Raw genomic sequence first — 13,244 nt, 5'->3', positions numbered from 1 at the left:
CCTGTGTTGTTGACTGAATAAGCGATATCGGTTACTAAGTCAATAAGCGATATCGCTTACTCGTGAAGGAGCTGAAACTTTTGACAGACTTTCCGATATCGGATACCGCCGGACGGATGGGACGTCCGCCAATGAACGTGAAGCCAACTGTCGTGCGCCTGACGCAAGAGGCGCTGGACCGCATCGAAAAGATCGCGGGGCCGAACCAGCGCGCCGCATTCATCCGTGAGGCGGTAGACAACGAATTGGAAAGGCGCGAGGCTGAGTCTCAAAATCCTGTCCAAACCGGCGGCGATGATGGCGAAAAGCAGTAAGAAAGCAGATCCCGAAACCGAAAAGCGGCCGGTTCGGAAAATCGGGTACGCCCGCGTCTCGACCGCCGACCAAAACCCGGACATGCAGATCCAGGCGCTCAAGGATTATGGCGTACCGGAAGAGTTGATCTTCGTGGATCGGGCCAGCGGCGGCAGTCTAAGCCGCCCAAACTTTATCCGCGCGCTGAGGTTCGCGCAGCACCCTGGTACAGAGTTCGTCGTCTGGAAGCTTGACCGGCTGGGCCGAACGCTGGAAGGCGTCATTAGTGTTCTGAACTTGTTCGAGCAGCGCGGTTTGAAGTTCTTCAGCCTGACAGAGCGTGTGGATATGACCACCCCGATGGGCAAGGCTATGGTGCAAATCATGGGCGCGGTCGCTGAGCTGGAGCGCAATCTGATCATTGAACGCACCAGAGCAGGGGTCGAAAGGGCCAAGGCGCGGGGCGAGAAGCCTGGACGCCCGATTGCCATGACCCCCGCGCGGGTCGAGGTCGCTGATATGATGTTGCGCACCGGCAAGCGCGGGCAGGAAGTCTTTGATGCGGTCAAACCGCTATCAGAGGTCAAGCTGAGCCGGGCCGCGTATTATGCCTTTCAGAAGCGGTGGGACGCGGGCGAGATAGAAACCGTCGATGACGGTGAACAACCATAAAAAGGAGAAATGTATGCCGTTAGGTCGCGGTGATCATGCGAAAGTGGCAGCCAGCTTAAGTGGATACTCAGACGATGACTTGGCTCAGTTAAAGTCTGAATTTGAAGAGATTTTCGCCGAAATTGAGATCCGAAAGTCATCCGGCTTGGAGCCTGGGTACTCCAAGAAGGAGATTGAGGTATGCATCGAAGGCTATGTGAAGATTGACGCGAAGCAGAAAGGGAAGGGTTGGTGGCATCGCGCTAAGTTGCGTTCGCAGTTGGTGATGAAACTGACCTAAGTCCAACAAAGGAGGGCGATATTAAGTGACTGATGAAGAACTAAAGTTTAGGCGGGCTGAATTTCAATCCTTCAGTGATAAAGCTATCGAGGCCTCCGCCAGTGCGATTAAGGGGGCGCTTCTAATGAATGGTGGCGCGGCGGTCGCTGTCCTTGGGTTTGTGTCTTCCCTTTGGGCGAGGGGGGCGCTTCCTCCAGGCATTACCGACGCGTTGATGTTCTTTGCCTGGGGCGTTGTCATTTCTGTTTTGTCTTCAAGTTTTTCCTACCTGACGCATCTTGCGACAATGCTCCAAATAGAGGCAATCATAAGTGGGAAGCGGGAAAGACTTGCCAACATCTTCAAGGTCGCAGTTCATTTGATTTCGATGCTTGTGTTTCTCGCGGCAATCGGGGCCTTCGTCCTTGGTTCTAATGCGGTGAAAGATTCTATCGACAGCGTTGTCTGACAAAGGAGCGAGGCGATGATCCGGCCATCACACATGATTTTCGGGCTATCGGGCGCCCTATTCTCGGCGGCGTGGAGTGGCCAGGACGCGGGCCTCTGGTGGTTCGCAGCCGGTGCTGGCGTTTTGGCCGCGTGGTCGGCGTTTTCGGAAGTCAGATAGGAGCAAGGCATGAGCGTGACCAAGGATCTTGACGATATCGACCGTGACCTGGACGCCGCGCGCGATGATGCTTTTGTCTATGGCGCCGGGTGGCTGATGGTCGATCAGAAGGGGCGAATTCGTCGCGTTGCGCCAGGCGATGTCGTGGCTTGGGCCATCGGCAAGAGCAAGTCCAAGTAAGGAGTAAGGACGATGCCTGAGGAGCTGAGAAACTTGCGGCAGAAGCTCACCCTGCGGGATTGCCGAGTGTGCAGCATAGCACTGTTCACCAGCGCCTCTGGCGCTGTTCTGGTCCAGTAAAGGAGCGAGGCGATGATCCGGCCATCACACATGATTTTCGGGCTATCGGGCGCCCTATTCTCGGCGGCGTGGAGCGGCCAGGACGCGGGCCTCTGGTGGTTCGCAGCCGGTGCTGGCGTTTTGGCCGCGTGGTCGGCGTTTTCGGAAGCCAGATAGGAGCGCAGGCGGTGCAGGTTTGCAGGTGGCACAAGGCTGATGACGTTCCGGGCGGGCGATTTCTTGTGCCTGGTTGTTGGAGCCGCGTCGTCGGTGGCGACCATGCCGACTGCCAATGCCCCAAGCCGCCGAAGCGGCTGACGAATGAGGTGCGCGCGCTGATTGAGGCTTTGGCCGCGCTGCGCCTTGATGATGATCAACTTGACGAAGCGTGGGCGTATCTCGCCCGCTTCAAGTCCAACTAAGGAGCAAGGGGTGCGGCTCTCATTGTTCATGCTGGCATTCGCGGTGCTTGCTCCGCCCCTTTGGGCGGGCGGGGTGAAGGTGCGCGATGCTGACACGATAGTGGTGAGCGGTACGCCGGTTCGCTTGCAGGGGGTGGACGCTCCAGAACTGGATACCGGTGCTGGTAAGGACGCCCGTCGCTGGATGGTCAATTACCTCGCGGGCAAATCGGTTGAGTGCCGCTTGAATGGTGAGCGGACATATGACCGGCACGTCGGTGTTTGCTATGCGGACGGGGTTGATATTGGCGCCGCCGTCATTGCTGCCGGTTACGCGCTGGATTGTCAGCGGTACTCGGGCGGGCGGTATCAGCGCCTTGAAACACCTGCCGCGAAATCGAGGTTGCGGCGGGCGCGGTACTGCCGCTGAGTTAAAAAAGGAGCGAGGGCGATGATCGCCAGCAAGATTAAGGTTGAGCGGCTGGCTGATGGCCAGGTTAGCGTTCGAAAAGGTTCATGGTTCGATGTCTTTCCCGAAGATCGGCGGGAGCCCTGGGCGGCATGGTATGAGCAGATGCACGCCGAGTATAGCTATACCGGCTACCTCGATATGGCCAAAGCGTTGCGGGGGCTGGCGCCCCTGGCGGCGTAATCTGGAAAGGGAGAATAGCGCGATGCAGGACTTGCCTCACTTGCAGCAGATGGTTTTTTCTATGGTTTTGGGGGTGGCATTGCTGGTCCTTGTTAACCTCGTGCGGAAACTATTGTTTGAAGGCTTCGTCGCCCGCGCGGTTCCAGAGACACCAGAGCAACGTTGGGAAAGGTTGAAGAAGGCAGCCTGGGCTAGGGGGCGGGAGTTACTTTATTTTCTCGCCGGGGCAGCTTCCTCAGTGTTTTCGCCTGAGATCCGCGCCCTCTTGGGGTTGGAAGGGTAGTAAAATTTGAGTCCATCAAAGGAGAAGGAAAATGGGTAAGTGGATTTTCTTATTGGCACTGGTGTTTGGTGCCGGTTTGGCCTTCGGTGGCTGGAAAGTGTTGTTCGACGCCATCCAAAGGATCTCGTAGTCCCAGAAAGGAGTAGGGCGTGGGCATTCTTGTGATAGCTTTGTATCTGGCGATCCCCCTGGGCATTCTGGCGATTTGGTCGATCGGCTGGATGCGCTTGTTGTGTTGGTTTCAAAAAATTGCCGACGGTCGTGATTGGGTTTTCGGGCTGTTGATTTTCGGATTATTCGGTTTGATGGCCATTGCCGTGCAAGTCGTTATCCATCTGAAATAAATCCATCCAGGGAGTTGTAGAATGTGTGCTAGTAAGAGCGAGTTGGAGCTCTACCGCGTGTATCGGGATTACATCGTCCACGAAGACACTCTTATCGGAAGCAGAATAAACTGGCTTACTGTTTCACAGCCGTTTCTGTTTGCCTCTTACTCACTTTCTCTAAGTGCAGGCTTCGAGCCTAAGGGCATGGAACGGCTTGCTACAATGCAAGAGGCCGTTTGTTGGTTGGGAATGCTTTTGTCAGGCATCACCCTAATCTCAGTTCTGGCTTCCGTGCGCTCAATGATAAGCCTAAAGGCGTCATGGGCTGCTGAGCAGGGGAGAGCGCCGTCCGTTGGAGATAAAGCTGAAGCATCCAGCAACCTTCCCGCGTTTACTGCCGGTGGTAGCCAATCAGCTCACTACATGGGCTTGGCAGCCACCCTTGGGCTCCCAGGGTTTTCCTTGTTCATTTGGTTTTGGCTGTATTCAGGGCTATGAGCACTTCAACTAAAGCCGTCCAGAAAAGGAGCGAGGACGATGTTCTTTAGAGGGCTTGGTTCCCTACTGAGCTACGCCATTTTGGCGCTTGGTTGCTACAAGGCTGGCTTCGGCATTTACCTTGCGATGACGGTGTCAGATCCCCAGTTTGCTGCGCGCCGTTACCTGGCAGCAGACACCACCGGAGAGGCAATCAACATGGGCTTGACGTACATTCTGGGTGCCGTCGTCCTTGGTTTGCTGGTGCAGATCGCTCACGGGGTCTCGAATTGGGGCGCTGAATACGAAGATGAGGAATAGGAGCAAGGCTTTGAAACTCTTCGAATTGTTGCGGCAAGCCGGAATCGACCCGGCCTCTGGGAGCTATATGCGCAGCCCGTTCGTCACAGTGGTCGCGACACCCACTGCGGAAATTATTCGCGACACGCGAACCGAAGACCTGTGGCACCTCGATATGAGCGACGACCCCGAGGAAAGCGATGGCATGTATGACGCGCCAGCCCGGAGTGCGACCAGTCAAGATGTAGAGGCGATGCACTCCTACCGCGCCCGTATGGGCTTTCCGAGCATGCGCGACTTTGCTGAGTTCGAGCGCAAAAAATGCGACGTCTGAGAAAGGAGCGGATTGGTATGGCCGTGTTCTTCGTGGGCTCAGCTGATAACCTTTTTACCGATGTGGTCGCGCCCCAGTATGAAGATTTTCTGAAAAAAAACTCAGACATTCGGGCGGCAGTCTGCGCGATCATCGTTAGCTATCATCTTTACGAATGGGCCACTGGTAATAAATTCACTCGTGATAGGTTTGATAAGCGCTATCCTCAAAATGGTGATTTGGCAGATTTTTTTGAAATCGCAAGAAAAATTTCTAACGGCGTAAAGCACGCGAATCCGAAGATCAAGACTCGTACTCAGCCTGGTTTTTCGTCAGGGTTCAGTAGCGGATTCGCTCGACCTCTAGTAATTGTCAAAGAGGACGGAAGCGAGATTTCAGTCGATGACCTTCTGAAACGAATAGTGGGATTTTGGGAGCAACAGCAGGCCTTAGGCTGGCCGTAGCCTGCGTCTATAGCTGTTTGAAGAAGGAGAGGGGTGTGACTGGACTTTGATGCTGTAACCGCCCCCCCGACGGCATCGACGTGCCAAGGTGGGCGGTTACAGCATCAAAGCCTCTGGAAAGGAGAAATTTCTGGAAATACTTCCGTCATCGTTGCATAGGATGCTTTGAGAGGATTCTGCGGTCCATTTTTCTAGGAGAAGATTATGGTTAACAATTTTGTTAGCGCCACACATTCCGTCACGGATGGAGATGGTTTCATCTGGGACATTCGAAGCGATGGCGCCATTTATGACGGCACCAACGACGCTTTTGACACCGGCGTGGATTTTACCCAACTGGAAAGTTCCTACTATCTGATCGCTGAGAACAGCCAAACCTTCTCGACCGTAGGCAGTGTGAACTACAGAGGCTTTTACACCCAGCGTCAAATCTACGTCTCCCAGACTGACGGCTACGCCCGTTTTCTGGACAGCGTCACCAATGCGACCGACACGACCAAGACCTTTACCTATGATCTGCGGACGGATTTTGGCAGCGATGGGTCTATTACCAGCGATACGGCAAGCGGCGACAGCGCGGTGACTTCGGAAGACAACTGGGTCACTACCTATGACAGCACCGGCACAGCCACACCCGCTGGCGTTCTGTTCACCAATGACGCTGGAAACAACGTCGGCGAACTGTCGCTTTCCTATGATGACCTGACCTATCAATTCACAATTACGCTGGCGCCGGGGGAAACCGCATCGTTCCTGACCTTCGCCTCGCAAGGGGGCAGTTCCGGCGACGTTTCGTCAACACTGTCCGAGCTTGAGAACCTGCCGCTTGGTTCACTTGAGGGTTTGTCAGCAGAGCAAATCAATTCGATCGTCAACTGGGATTTGCCCAGCCGGGACCTCAATCTTGAGGGCGACAGCTCAGACAACCAGTTGTCTGGTGCCAGCGGCGACGACCAGATCCGCGGCCTAAAGGGGGATGACCTACTGATAGGCGGCGCGGGCGACGACAGCCTGCGCGGAAACTTTGGCCAGGATACCATGCTGGGGGGCGACGGAGAGGACATCCTTTATGGTGATGGCTCGGTCACCTCGGTCACAAGCACAGCTACCGAAACCCTAAGCGATAACAGCGAAATTGCCATCAGCCTGTCAATGGACGACGCGGGCAAAGGCGCCAAGACAAAGATCTCCGGCTTCATCTCGCGTGAGGAAGTCATTTCCAACAATGTCGACCTTGTCTTTGCAATCGACATCTCTGGCAGCACAGGGTACGAGTTTTCTGGATCAGTTAATGTGGGTGACCGCAATGGCGATGGTTATAGCAACACCATTCTGGACGCGGAAATCGCATCTTTCGAAGCTCTGCACACCTCGATCGTCAATGATGCCAACCTGCCGGACGCAGACATCACAATCGTGCCGTTCGCATCTGAACCTTCACTATCGCAAACCTTCTCCGCCACAGAAGATCTGAACGGCAACGGTGTCGCCGATGTTCTGGACTACGTGCGCGGGCTGCGCGATTATGGGGGCACAGACTTTGAAAGTGCTCTGCAAAACAGCATCAGCCATTTCAGCAATTCGAGCGACGGGCAAAAGGTTCTGTATTTCCTCTCGGATGGCGACAACAACGAGGGTGGCTCACTTACGGATGAAGTCCAGCAGCTGAAGGATCTGGGGGTGCAGATCCAGAGCTTCGGGGTGGGCAGCGACGCCAGCGAAGCCGATCTCGACATCGTCGACGACGGCAGCAACAACGACTCCACCACCATCGTTCTAGACCCGTCCGCCCTCTCGGATGAGCTACTGGATCCTGGTATCGAAGCTACAGATCTCAAGTCGCTTGATGTGTTCCTGAACGGTACAAATGTGGCAACGCTCAGCCCGGAAAATCTGACCGTCACGCCCTTTGGCCTGCGTTATTTCGAACTGGAACTGTCCGGATTGAAAAGATCCGCTGATGACGTGATCGAAGTGCGCGCAGTCGCCAATGACGGGACCAATACAGTCATTTCCACTAGCCAGACGCTCGAACATCTTCCCGGCAAAGACAGCGGCGACGTGCTGCACGGCGGCAACGGCAACGATAAGCTGTTCGGCGGCAAGGGCAATGACACCCTGAACGGCGGGAACGGAGCCGACGTTCTGGACGGCGGTGATGGACAAGATACGGCCAGCTATGCCAGGTCGGAAACCGGCGTGGCCGCCAACCTGACCGGAAAATCAGCCAACCTGGGCGCTGCCGCAGGGGATACATACACCGGGATCGAGCATCTGACCGGCAGCAGTTATGGTGATTTGCTTGTTGGCGACAGCCGCGGCAACCGGCTGAACGGCCTGGGCGGGGACGACCGGCTCGAAGGCGGCTTGGGCAAAGATACTCTGTTTGGCGGCCGCGGGGACGACATGTTGTTTGGCGGCAAGGGCGCTGACAGGTTTGTGTTCAAAGAAAACAGCGATCGTGACACCATTTCGGACTTTCAGCGCAAAGGCAAAACGGAAAAAATCGATCTGAGCGACTTCGAAATTGGTTCGTTCCGCGCCCTCAAGAAGATGATGAGCCTCGATAGCGGCGACACCCTTATTGATTTTGGCGGGGGCGACCAGCTGCTGATCGAAGACAGCAAACCGGGCCAGTTCTTCGCCAACGACTTCATTCTATGATACCCGGACATCAGGGCGGGCGGCTTGCAGTTGGCCGTCCTTTTGCAGACCGTCCCTCTCAGGTAACCTCTCCAAGGGCCATGTTGGTATCTACGGAACGGCTTAGGGGTTTACCTAACAAAGGGGAGCAGGGGAATTGATGCTAAGGACAGACGGCAATTCAGTGCTGTGTGCGAAAGCCTGGCTGTAGTAATTCGGGGTCACACTGGGGCTGGAGTATTCGAACTTTCGTTCCGGCCACTGGTTGTCGCCGCGCGCGCTGATGTGGCCGCGGCGGGACTTCTCCAGGGCCCGAAGTTGGTTGAGTCTAAATAGGAAGGCGCGGTCAGCTTGGTTCTTTTCTGGCGGCGCCCCACCAGTTCTGTGCATAATAGGGGCGGCAGCGCCCGCGCATGTTGTCAGGGGTAACTTGATCCTCTGAGCAGTCGGTGGCGACAATTGAGAGCGCTTGCGGCAGTTCTGTGTTTTCGCCAACCAGATCGGTGAACCTGCTCTTTCTGTATTTGCCATGCCGCCCGCAGTAATCGCAGGCTATTTCGACTAGGGGCAGCGGATAGTCTTTGGCACGCATACGAATGGGTGAGGTTTGTACTTGGTCTGTTCCATTTTACGCTTTCTCGTTTCGTTCTGGCAATGTCCTAATAAACTTTTAGGCTAAGTGTGTTGAAATCATTGATTGTTCGCTAGATTTAGGTTCTGGCGCCGCAAGGCGTGGGGGTTCAAGTCCCTTCACCCGCACCATTCAATCCCTTTGAGAACAAAGAAACCTATGCCGGCAAGGCGCCTTGTCCGTTTCAAGGCCGCAATTTTGGTTGCAGTCGGGGTCTGGGCGCGCGCCGGACGTTTAGGCGGCGCTGAAATCAGCCTGCTGTGACGACCTGGGCTCTGGGTTGGTTTTTGCACCCGCCGGGTTTTCTGATTGTGCACGAATGAAAAGGGTTCTGCGCGCCGGCGCAGGGTTGCGCGGGTTGCATGGCACCTCTGACGCAAGCGCCCGGTTTAATGTGATGCCCTTCACTCAACGCCTTGAAAGAAGGCGGTTTATCGCCTGGGCGGGATCTTGCTGAGCGGATTTCCGCCTACCTCGGTTGCCTGGCGGCAGTCTGGATTTTCAACCCTGAAGCTCCCGAAAACTGCATGATATCCAGCTCGGCGGCAGCGGCCTCAGGGATGGAGAAGCACGCTGCCGGCGCAACAGGAGACTCAGAACAATGAGCACAAAATTTGCAGCACGTGCCGGCGCGGCGTCGCTGGCAGCGGCCCTGGCAGCCCCGGCCTTTGCGGGCCCGACTTATACCAATGACACCGGCGGCAGCTTCCGCTGGTACGGGCAGTTCAACCCCGCCTACCAGTCCTTTGACGACGGGCAGGAGGACTTTAACCGGCTGGTTGATAACGAGGCGTCAAACTCGCGCATCGGCCTTGAGCTGGAACAGGCCTATGGCGTGAACACCCTGCGGTTCCGTTTTGAAACCGCCTTTGGCCTCCGCGGCTCGGACGGGGTCAGCCAGCTTTCGACCGGCGACAACATCAGCTGGGACCGCACCAATATCCGCCACGTCGACTTCCAGTTCGACACCGCGCGCTATGGCCGGTTCTCGGCCGGTCAGGGCTCGATGGCAACCGACGGCATCACCGGCGCGGATTTCTCCGGCACCGGCCTCGGCGCCTCGAACGCGGTGGCTGACTCCGCAGGCGGCTATGCCTTCCGCACCGGCGCCGGCGCACTCAGCTCCGTGGAAATCGGCGATGTCTTCAGTGACTTCGACGGCAGCCGCCTGGGCCGCGTCCGCTACGACTCGCCGGAGCTGGCGGGGTTCACCTTCTCGACCTCCTGGGGCACCGATGTCCTGAAGGACGCCAACGACCGCGAAAGCTATGATGTGGCGGTGCGGTGGGCCAATGACGACGCCGCAGGCTTTGCCATCGACACCGGCATCGGCGCCTCCTGGACCGAGGAAACCGGCAAGGCCGACACCCGCGACATCTCCGGCTCCTTTGCGGTTCTGCACAAGGCCACCGGCGTGTCGCTGAACCTCGCCGCGGGCGAGCGCGACATCGCGGGCACCTATGCCTATGCCAAGCTGGGCTATTCGGCGGACCTGATTGCGGCCGGGTCGACCTCCTTCTCGGTCGACTATTATGACGGCTCTGACATGGTCACCGCCGGCGACAGCGCCGAGTCCTGGGGCGTGGCCGCGGTTCAGAAGATCGACGCCTACAACGTCGAGACATACCTGGCCTACCGCGATTATTCCTATGCCGACACCAGCGCCACCAGCTACCAGGACGCCAATGTGATCCTGGCCGGCGCCCGCTGGAAGTTCTGATCCTCCCCTTTTCGGTTTAAGAACAGCGAACACGCCCCCGCAGCGGGGCGTGTTTTCGTTGCGGCACCCCGGAAATCCGCGGGATTGCGCAGGAAAGAGGCAATCCCTCTTGCGCCGCCGCGCCATGGGAAATAGAAGACCGCAAATTGTCTGGGGGCGCCTGCGCGCACGCGCCCCGAATCTCTATGGGGAATAGGATGCAGGTCACCGAGACGCTGAACGAAGGTCTGAAACGCGGCTACGCCATTACCGTCACCGCTGCAGAGCTGGACGAGAAGGTCAACGAAAAGCTGGTCGAAGCTCAGCCGGAAATCGAAATGAAGGGTTTCCGCAAGGGCAAGGTGCCGATGGCGCTGCTGAAAAAGCAGTTCGGCCAGCGCCTGATGGGCGAAGCGATGCAGGAATCCATCGATGGCGCCATGAACAAGCATTTCGAGGACAGCGGCGACCGTCCGGCGCTGCAGCCCGAAATCAAGATGACCAACGAAGACTGGAAAGAAGGCGACGACGTCAACGTCGAGATGTCCTACGAGGCACTGCCGGAAATCCCCGAGGTCGACTTCTCCGGCGTTGAGCTGGAAAAGCTGGTTGTGAAGGCTGAAGACGAAGCCGTCAGCGAAGCGCTGGCCAACCTGGCCGAAACCGCCAAGGAATTCGAAGCCCGCGAAGACGGCGCAGCAGCCGAAGACGGCGACCAGGTCGTGATCGATTTCGTCGGCAAGATCGACGGCGAAGCCTTCGACGGCGGCGCAGGCGACGACTACCCGCTGGTGCTGGGCTCCAACTCCTTCATTCCCGGCTTCGAAGAGCAGCTGGTCGGCACCAAAGCCGGTGAAGAAAAAGACGTGACCGTGTCCTTCCCCGAGGAATACGGCGCAGAGCACCTGGCTGGCAAAGAGGCCGTGTTCACCTGCACCGTGAAAGAGGTGAAGGCTCCGAAAGCGGCTGAGATCGACGACGAGCTGGCCAAGAAATTCGGCTCTGACGATCTGGACGCGCTCAAGGGCCAGATCGCTGAGCGCCTGGAGGCCGAATACGCCGGTGCCGCCCGCGCGGTGCTGAAGCGCGCGCTGCTGGACAAGCTGGATGCGCTGGTCTCCTTCGACCTGCCGCCGTCGCTGGTCGACGCCGAAGCCAAGCAGATCGCGCATCAGCTGTGGCACGAGGACAACCCGGAAGTGCACGATCACAACCACGGTGAGATCGAGCCGACCGAAGAGCACGTCAAGCTGGCAGAGCGCCGCGTGCGCCTGGGCCTGCTGCTGGCCGAGCTGGGCCAGAAAGCCGAGGTCGAAGTGACCGACGCCGAAATGACCCAGGCGATCATGCAGCAAGCCCGCCAGTACCCGGGCCAGGAACGTCAGTTCTTCGAATTCATCCAGCAGAACGCCCAGATGCAGCAGCAGCTGCGCGCGCCGATCTTCGAAGACAAGGTTGTCGACCACATCGTCGAGCAGGCCAAAGTCGAGGAGAAAGAAGTCTCCAAAGACGAGCTGCAGAAGGCGGTTGAGGAGCTGGAAGAGGAGTAATACTCCTCTCCCTGTTAGATTACGGAAAGGCCGCCCCTGGGGCGGCCTTTTTCGTGCGCGGCCCGGTCACAGAACGACGCGTTCCTGCAGCCACAGCAGCGAAGGGTAGGCCGCCAGCCAGATCCAGAAAAAACGGTTCAGCCCGAACAGGCAGGCATTGGCGAGGTGGAACAGCGCTGCGGTGAACAGCGCCAGAACCAGCGCCTCTTGGCTGAACAGCGCCAGCGGGAACAGCACCTCGAACAGCATCACCGCCCAGCCCATCATCCACAGCAGCCGCGGGCGGTCCGCCAGGCGGCGCAGGTTTTCGCTGACCGGGTAGGCGGAGAAGCGGAACACATCCTGCAACGCCCGGCCGGAGCGCCACTCAGCATTCACGATTTTTACTTGGCCGGAGATGAAGTAGCAGATCACCAGCTGCCCGGCGAGATAAGCAAAGGCGTATTCCTGCCATTGCTCGGACGGCAGCCAGCGGGCCGCGGTCAGGCAGCAAAGGATCAGCAGGCTCATCTTGTCGCTGCCGCCGTTATACGGCCCCTGAAACCGTTGCAGCAGCAAAAGCCCCAGGACCAGCAGTCCCAGCAGCACCCAGGGCGTGGCGGTCCCGAACAGCAGCAAACCGGCCAGCAGCAGGCGCGGCGCGTGCAGGATCTGCTCGTCCCGGAAGCCCGCCATATGCTCGGCGCTTTGCTGCAGAAAGGCGAGCGCCAGCAGCACCTCGGTCGCGCGCAGGGCCAGCTCCAGGCTCATGCGGCGGCCCGTGCGGCCTGTGCCGCTTTGGCGGCGGCGCCGGCCATAAACTGCGGCTCGGACTGATAGGTGACTGCCTTCACCAGCCGGCCGTCTTCGCCGCGGTCCAGAAACACCAAACGGAACTGCAGGCAGGGCAGGAGGGCACCGGGCGGCAGTGCGCGCTGGAGGTCGGCCGCAATCCGGCGCAGGATTTCCTGGCGGCTGTGTTCCGTGGGCGCCAGTGTCAGCCGTTCGGCGCAGCTGACCAGGAACAGGCTTTCGTTCCAGCGCGCATTCCACAGCATCCGCCCGGCCACGGCAAGCGGGCTCAGCCGCTGCGGGCGCGGCCGGAATTCCTGCCAGTCCGTCGGCGGACCGGAGGTGCCCGCCAGCATGCGGAACTCAACCCGGGGCGAGGGGTCCACCGACTTGAAAAAGCGCCAGGACGGCATCAGCGCGGGCAGCAGCAGTTTGAACAGGGTCAGCATGGCGCCAGTAAAGCGGGCGCCGGTTAGAATTCTGCTAAAATTCCGCCAGAACGAAAGCGAAATGCTCCCGCCCGTCCTTGGCAGCTTCCTGCGGAAGCCGCCGGCGTCCCGTTGGGCCGGGCAGCGCCCCTGCGGGGCGCTGCGGGCGGCGGC

Annotated in this window: 19 protein-coding genes; 16 read left to right on the top strand and 3 right to left on the bottom strand. The window is 58.3% G+C overall.

Annotated elements, in window-relative coordinates; translation table 11 throughout:
* The first annotated feature begins 131 nt into the window (after nt 1-131).
* From CAER_RS28440 to CAER_RS0124285, 14 genes are all read left to right on the top strand, one after another.
* Nucleotides 132-314 carry a hypothetical protein gene (locus CAER_RS28440; RefSeq protein ID WP_209320218.1) on the top strand — a complete coding sequence of 61 codons (183 nt, stop codon included), beginning with the start codon at nt 132-134 and terminating at the stop codon, nt 312-314.
* A complete protein-coding gene (locus CAER_RS28435) occupies nt 295-966 on the top strand; it encodes a recombinase family protein (protein ID WP_245597407.1) in 672 nt (223 codons plus the stop codon). The genes CAER_RS28440 and CAER_RS28435 overlap by 20 nt, the downstream gene beginning before the upstream one ends.
* Nucleotides 947-1,246: a hypothetical protein gene (locus tag CAER_RS0124340; protein ID WP_154667831.1), complete on the top strand. Its 300-nt coding sequence runs from the start codon at nt 947-949 to the stop codon at nt 1,244-1,246. Before CAER_RS28435 ends, CAER_RS0124340 begins: the two co-directional genes overlap by 20 nt.
* Nucleotides 1,247-1,271: 25 nt before the next feature.
* Nucleotides 1,272-1,694 carry a hypothetical protein gene (locus CAER_RS0124335; protein WP_027237818.1) on the top strand — a complete coding sequence of 141 codons (423 nt, stop codon included), beginning with the start codon at nt 1,272-1,274 and terminating at the stop codon, nt 1,692-1,694.
* Between the two features lie 168 nt (nt 1,695-1,862).
* Entirely contained in the window at nt 1,863-2,033 is a 171-nt protein-coding gene (locus tag CAER_RS29905; RefSeq protein WP_154667830.1) for a hypothetical protein, read from the top strand.
* 68 nt (nt 2,034-2,101) lie between these two features.
* Nucleotides 2,102-2,554, top strand: a complete 453-nt coding sequence (locus tag CAER_RS30090) for a hypothetical protein (RefSeq protein ID WP_161631105.1) — start codon at nt 2,102-2,104, stop codon at nt 2,552-2,554.
* 10 nt (nt 2,555-2,564) lie between these two features.
* Nucleotides 2,565-2,963 carry a thermonuclease family protein gene (locus CAER_RS0124325; protein ID WP_245597406.1) on the top strand — a complete coding sequence of 133 codons (399 nt, stop codon included), beginning with the start codon at nt 2,565-2,567 and terminating at the stop codon, nt 2,961-2,963.
* A 21-nt stretch (nt 2,964-2,984) separates the two neighbouring features.
* Nucleotides 2,985-3,185 (top strand): hypothetical protein, encoded by a 201-nt coding sequence (locus CAER_RS0124320; protein WP_027237816.1) that lies wholly within the window; start codon nt 2,985-2,987, stop codon nt 3,183-3,185.
* Between the two features lie 22 nt (nt 3,186-3,207).
* A complete protein-coding gene (locus CAER_RS0124315) occupies nt 3,208-3,468 on the top strand; it encodes a hypothetical protein (protein ID WP_027237815.1) in 261 nt (86 codons plus the stop codon).
* A 149-nt stretch (nt 3,469-3,617) separates the two neighbouring features.
* The gene (locus CAER_RS0124305; RefSeq protein WP_027237814.1) at nt 3,618-3,812 is read left to right on the top strand and encodes a hypothetical protein; all 195 of its coding nucleotides are present in this window, start codon (nt 3,618-3,620) and stop codon (nt 3,810-3,812) included.
* 519 nt (nt 3,813-4,331) lie between these two features.
* Nucleotides 4,332-4,592, top strand: a complete 261-nt coding sequence (locus CAER_RS0124300) for a hypothetical protein (protein ID WP_027237813.1) — start codon at nt 4,332-4,334, stop codon at nt 4,590-4,592.
* Nucleotides 4,593-4,602: 10 nt separating this feature from the next.
* Entirely contained in the window at nt 4,603-4,905 is a 303-nt protein-coding gene (locus tag CAER_RS0124295) for a hypothetical protein (protein ID WP_027237812.1), read from the top strand.
* A gap of 17 nt (nt 4,906-4,922) precedes the next feature.
* Entirely contained in the window at nt 4,923-5,348 is a 426-nt protein-coding gene (locus tag CAER_RS0124290; RefSeq protein ID WP_051357849.1) for a hypothetical protein, read from the top strand.
* Between the two features lie 204 nt (nt 5,349-5,552).
* Nucleotides 5,553-8,012 (top strand): VWA domain-containing protein, encoded by a 2,460-nt coding sequence (locus tag CAER_RS0124285; RefSeq protein WP_027237810.1) that lies wholly within the window; start codon nt 5,553-5,555, stop codon nt 8,010-8,012.
* A 325-nt stretch (nt 8,013-8,337) separates the two neighbouring features.
* Here CAER_RS0124285 and CAER_RS0124280 read toward each other — a convergent pair whose 3' ends face one another.
* Nucleotides 8,338-8,583: a hypothetical protein gene (locus CAER_RS0124280; protein WP_027237809.1), complete on the bottom strand. Its 246-nt coding sequence runs from the start codon at nt 8,581-8,583 to the stop codon at nt 8,338-8,340.
* Between the two features lie 640 nt (nt 8,584-9,223).
* Between CAER_RS0124280 and CAER_RS0124275 the strand changes: the two genes are divergently transcribed.
* A complete protein-coding gene (locus CAER_RS0124275; protein WP_027237808.1) occupies nt 9,224-10,342 on the top strand; it encodes a porin in 1,119 nt (372 codons plus the stop codon).
* A 197-nt stretch (nt 10,343-10,539) separates the two neighbouring features.
* Nucleotides 10,540-11,871 carry a trigger factor gene (tig, locus tag CAER_RS0124270; RefSeq protein WP_027237807.1) on the top strand — a complete coding sequence of 444 codons (1,332 nt, stop codon included), beginning with the start codon at nt 10,540-10,542 and terminating at the stop codon, nt 11,869-11,871.
* 66 nt (nt 11,872-11,937) lie between these two features.
* Here tig and CAER_RS28430 read toward each other — a convergent pair whose 3' ends face one another.
* Together CAER_RS28430 and CAER_RS28425 are read right to left on the bottom strand one after the other, a co-directional pair.
* Nucleotides 11,938-12,621 (bottom strand): HTTM domain-containing protein, encoded by a 684-nt coding sequence (locus tag CAER_RS28430; protein ID WP_036797572.1) that lies wholly within the window; start codon nt 12,619-12,621, stop codon nt 11,938-11,940.
* Complete coding sequence (locus CAER_RS28425; protein ID WP_051357848.1) at nt 12,618-13,091, bottom strand: hypothetical protein; 474 nt, start codon at nt 13,089-13,091, stop codon at nt 12,618-12,620. The genes CAER_RS28430 and CAER_RS28425 overlap by 4 nt, the downstream gene beginning before the upstream one ends.
* Between the last annotated feature and the right edge of the window lie 153 nt (nt 13,092-13,244).

The sequence above is a fragment of the Leisingera caerulea DSM 24564 genome (assembly GCF_000473325.1).
Taxonomy (GTDB): domain Bacteria; phylum Pseudomonadota; class Alphaproteobacteria; order Rhodobacterales; family Rhodobacteraceae; genus Leisingera; species Leisingera caerulea.
This window is presented reverse-complemented; position numbering and strand designations above follow the sequence as displayed.

Excerpts from the sequence above, each read along its gene's own strand:
- CAER_RS0124315 (WP_027237815.1), top strand. The coding sequence starts at position 3,208 with ATGCAGGACTTGCCTCACTTGCAGCAGATGGTTTTTTCTATGGTTTTG.
- tig (WP_027237807.1), top strand. The coding sequence starts at position 10,540 with ATGCAGGTCACCGAGACGCTGAACGAAGGTCTGAAACGCGGCTACGCC.
- CAER_RS28440 (WP_209320218.1), top strand. The coding sequence starts at position 132 with ATGAACGTGAAGCCAACTGTCGTGCGCCTGACGCAAGAGGCGCTGGAC.
- CAER_RS0124300 (WP_027237813.1), top strand. The coding sequence starts at position 4,332 with ATGTTCTTTAGAGGGCTTGGTTCCCTACTGAGCTACGCCATTTTGGCG.
- CAER_RS28430 (WP_036797572.1), bottom strand. The coding sequence starts at position 12,621 with ATGAGCCTGGAGCTGGCCCTGCGCGCGACCGAGGTGCTGCTGGCGCTC.
- CAER_RS0124320 (WP_027237816.1), top strand. The coding sequence starts at position 2,985 with ATGATCGCCAGCAAGATTAAGGTTGAGCGGCTGGCTGATGGCCAGGTT.
- CAER_RS0124280 (WP_027237809.1), bottom strand. The coding sequence starts at position 8,583 with ATGCGTGCCAAAGACTATCCGCTGCCCCTAGTCGAAATAGCCTGCGAT.
- CAER_RS29905 (WP_154667830.1), top strand. The coding sequence starts at position 1,863 with ATGAGCGTGACCAAGGATCTTGACGATATCGACCGTGACCTGGACGCC.
- CAER_RS0124290 (WP_051357849.1), top strand. The coding sequence starts at position 4,923 with ATGGCCGTGTTCTTCGTGGGCTCAGCTGATAACCTTTTTACCGATGTG.
- CAER_RS0124275 (WP_027237808.1), top strand. The coding sequence starts at position 9,224 with ATGAGCACAAAATTTGCAGCACGTGCCGGCGCGGCGTCGCTGGCAGCG.
- CAER_RS0124285 (WP_027237810.1), top strand. The coding sequence starts at position 5,553 with ATGGTTAACAATTTTGTTAGCGCCACACATTCCGTCACGGATGGAGAT.
- CAER_RS0124340 (WP_154667831.1), top strand. The coding sequence starts at position 947 with ATGACGGTGAACAACCATAAAAAGGAGAAATGTATGCCGTTAGGTCGC.
- CAER_RS28425 (WP_051357848.1), bottom strand. The coding sequence starts at position 13,091 with ATGCTGACCCTGTTCAAACTGCTGCTGCCCGCGCTGATGCCGTCCTGG.
- CAER_RS28435 (WP_245597407.1), top strand. The coding sequence starts at position 295 with ATGATGGCGAAAAGCAGTAAGAAAGCAGATCCCGAAACCGAAAAGCGG.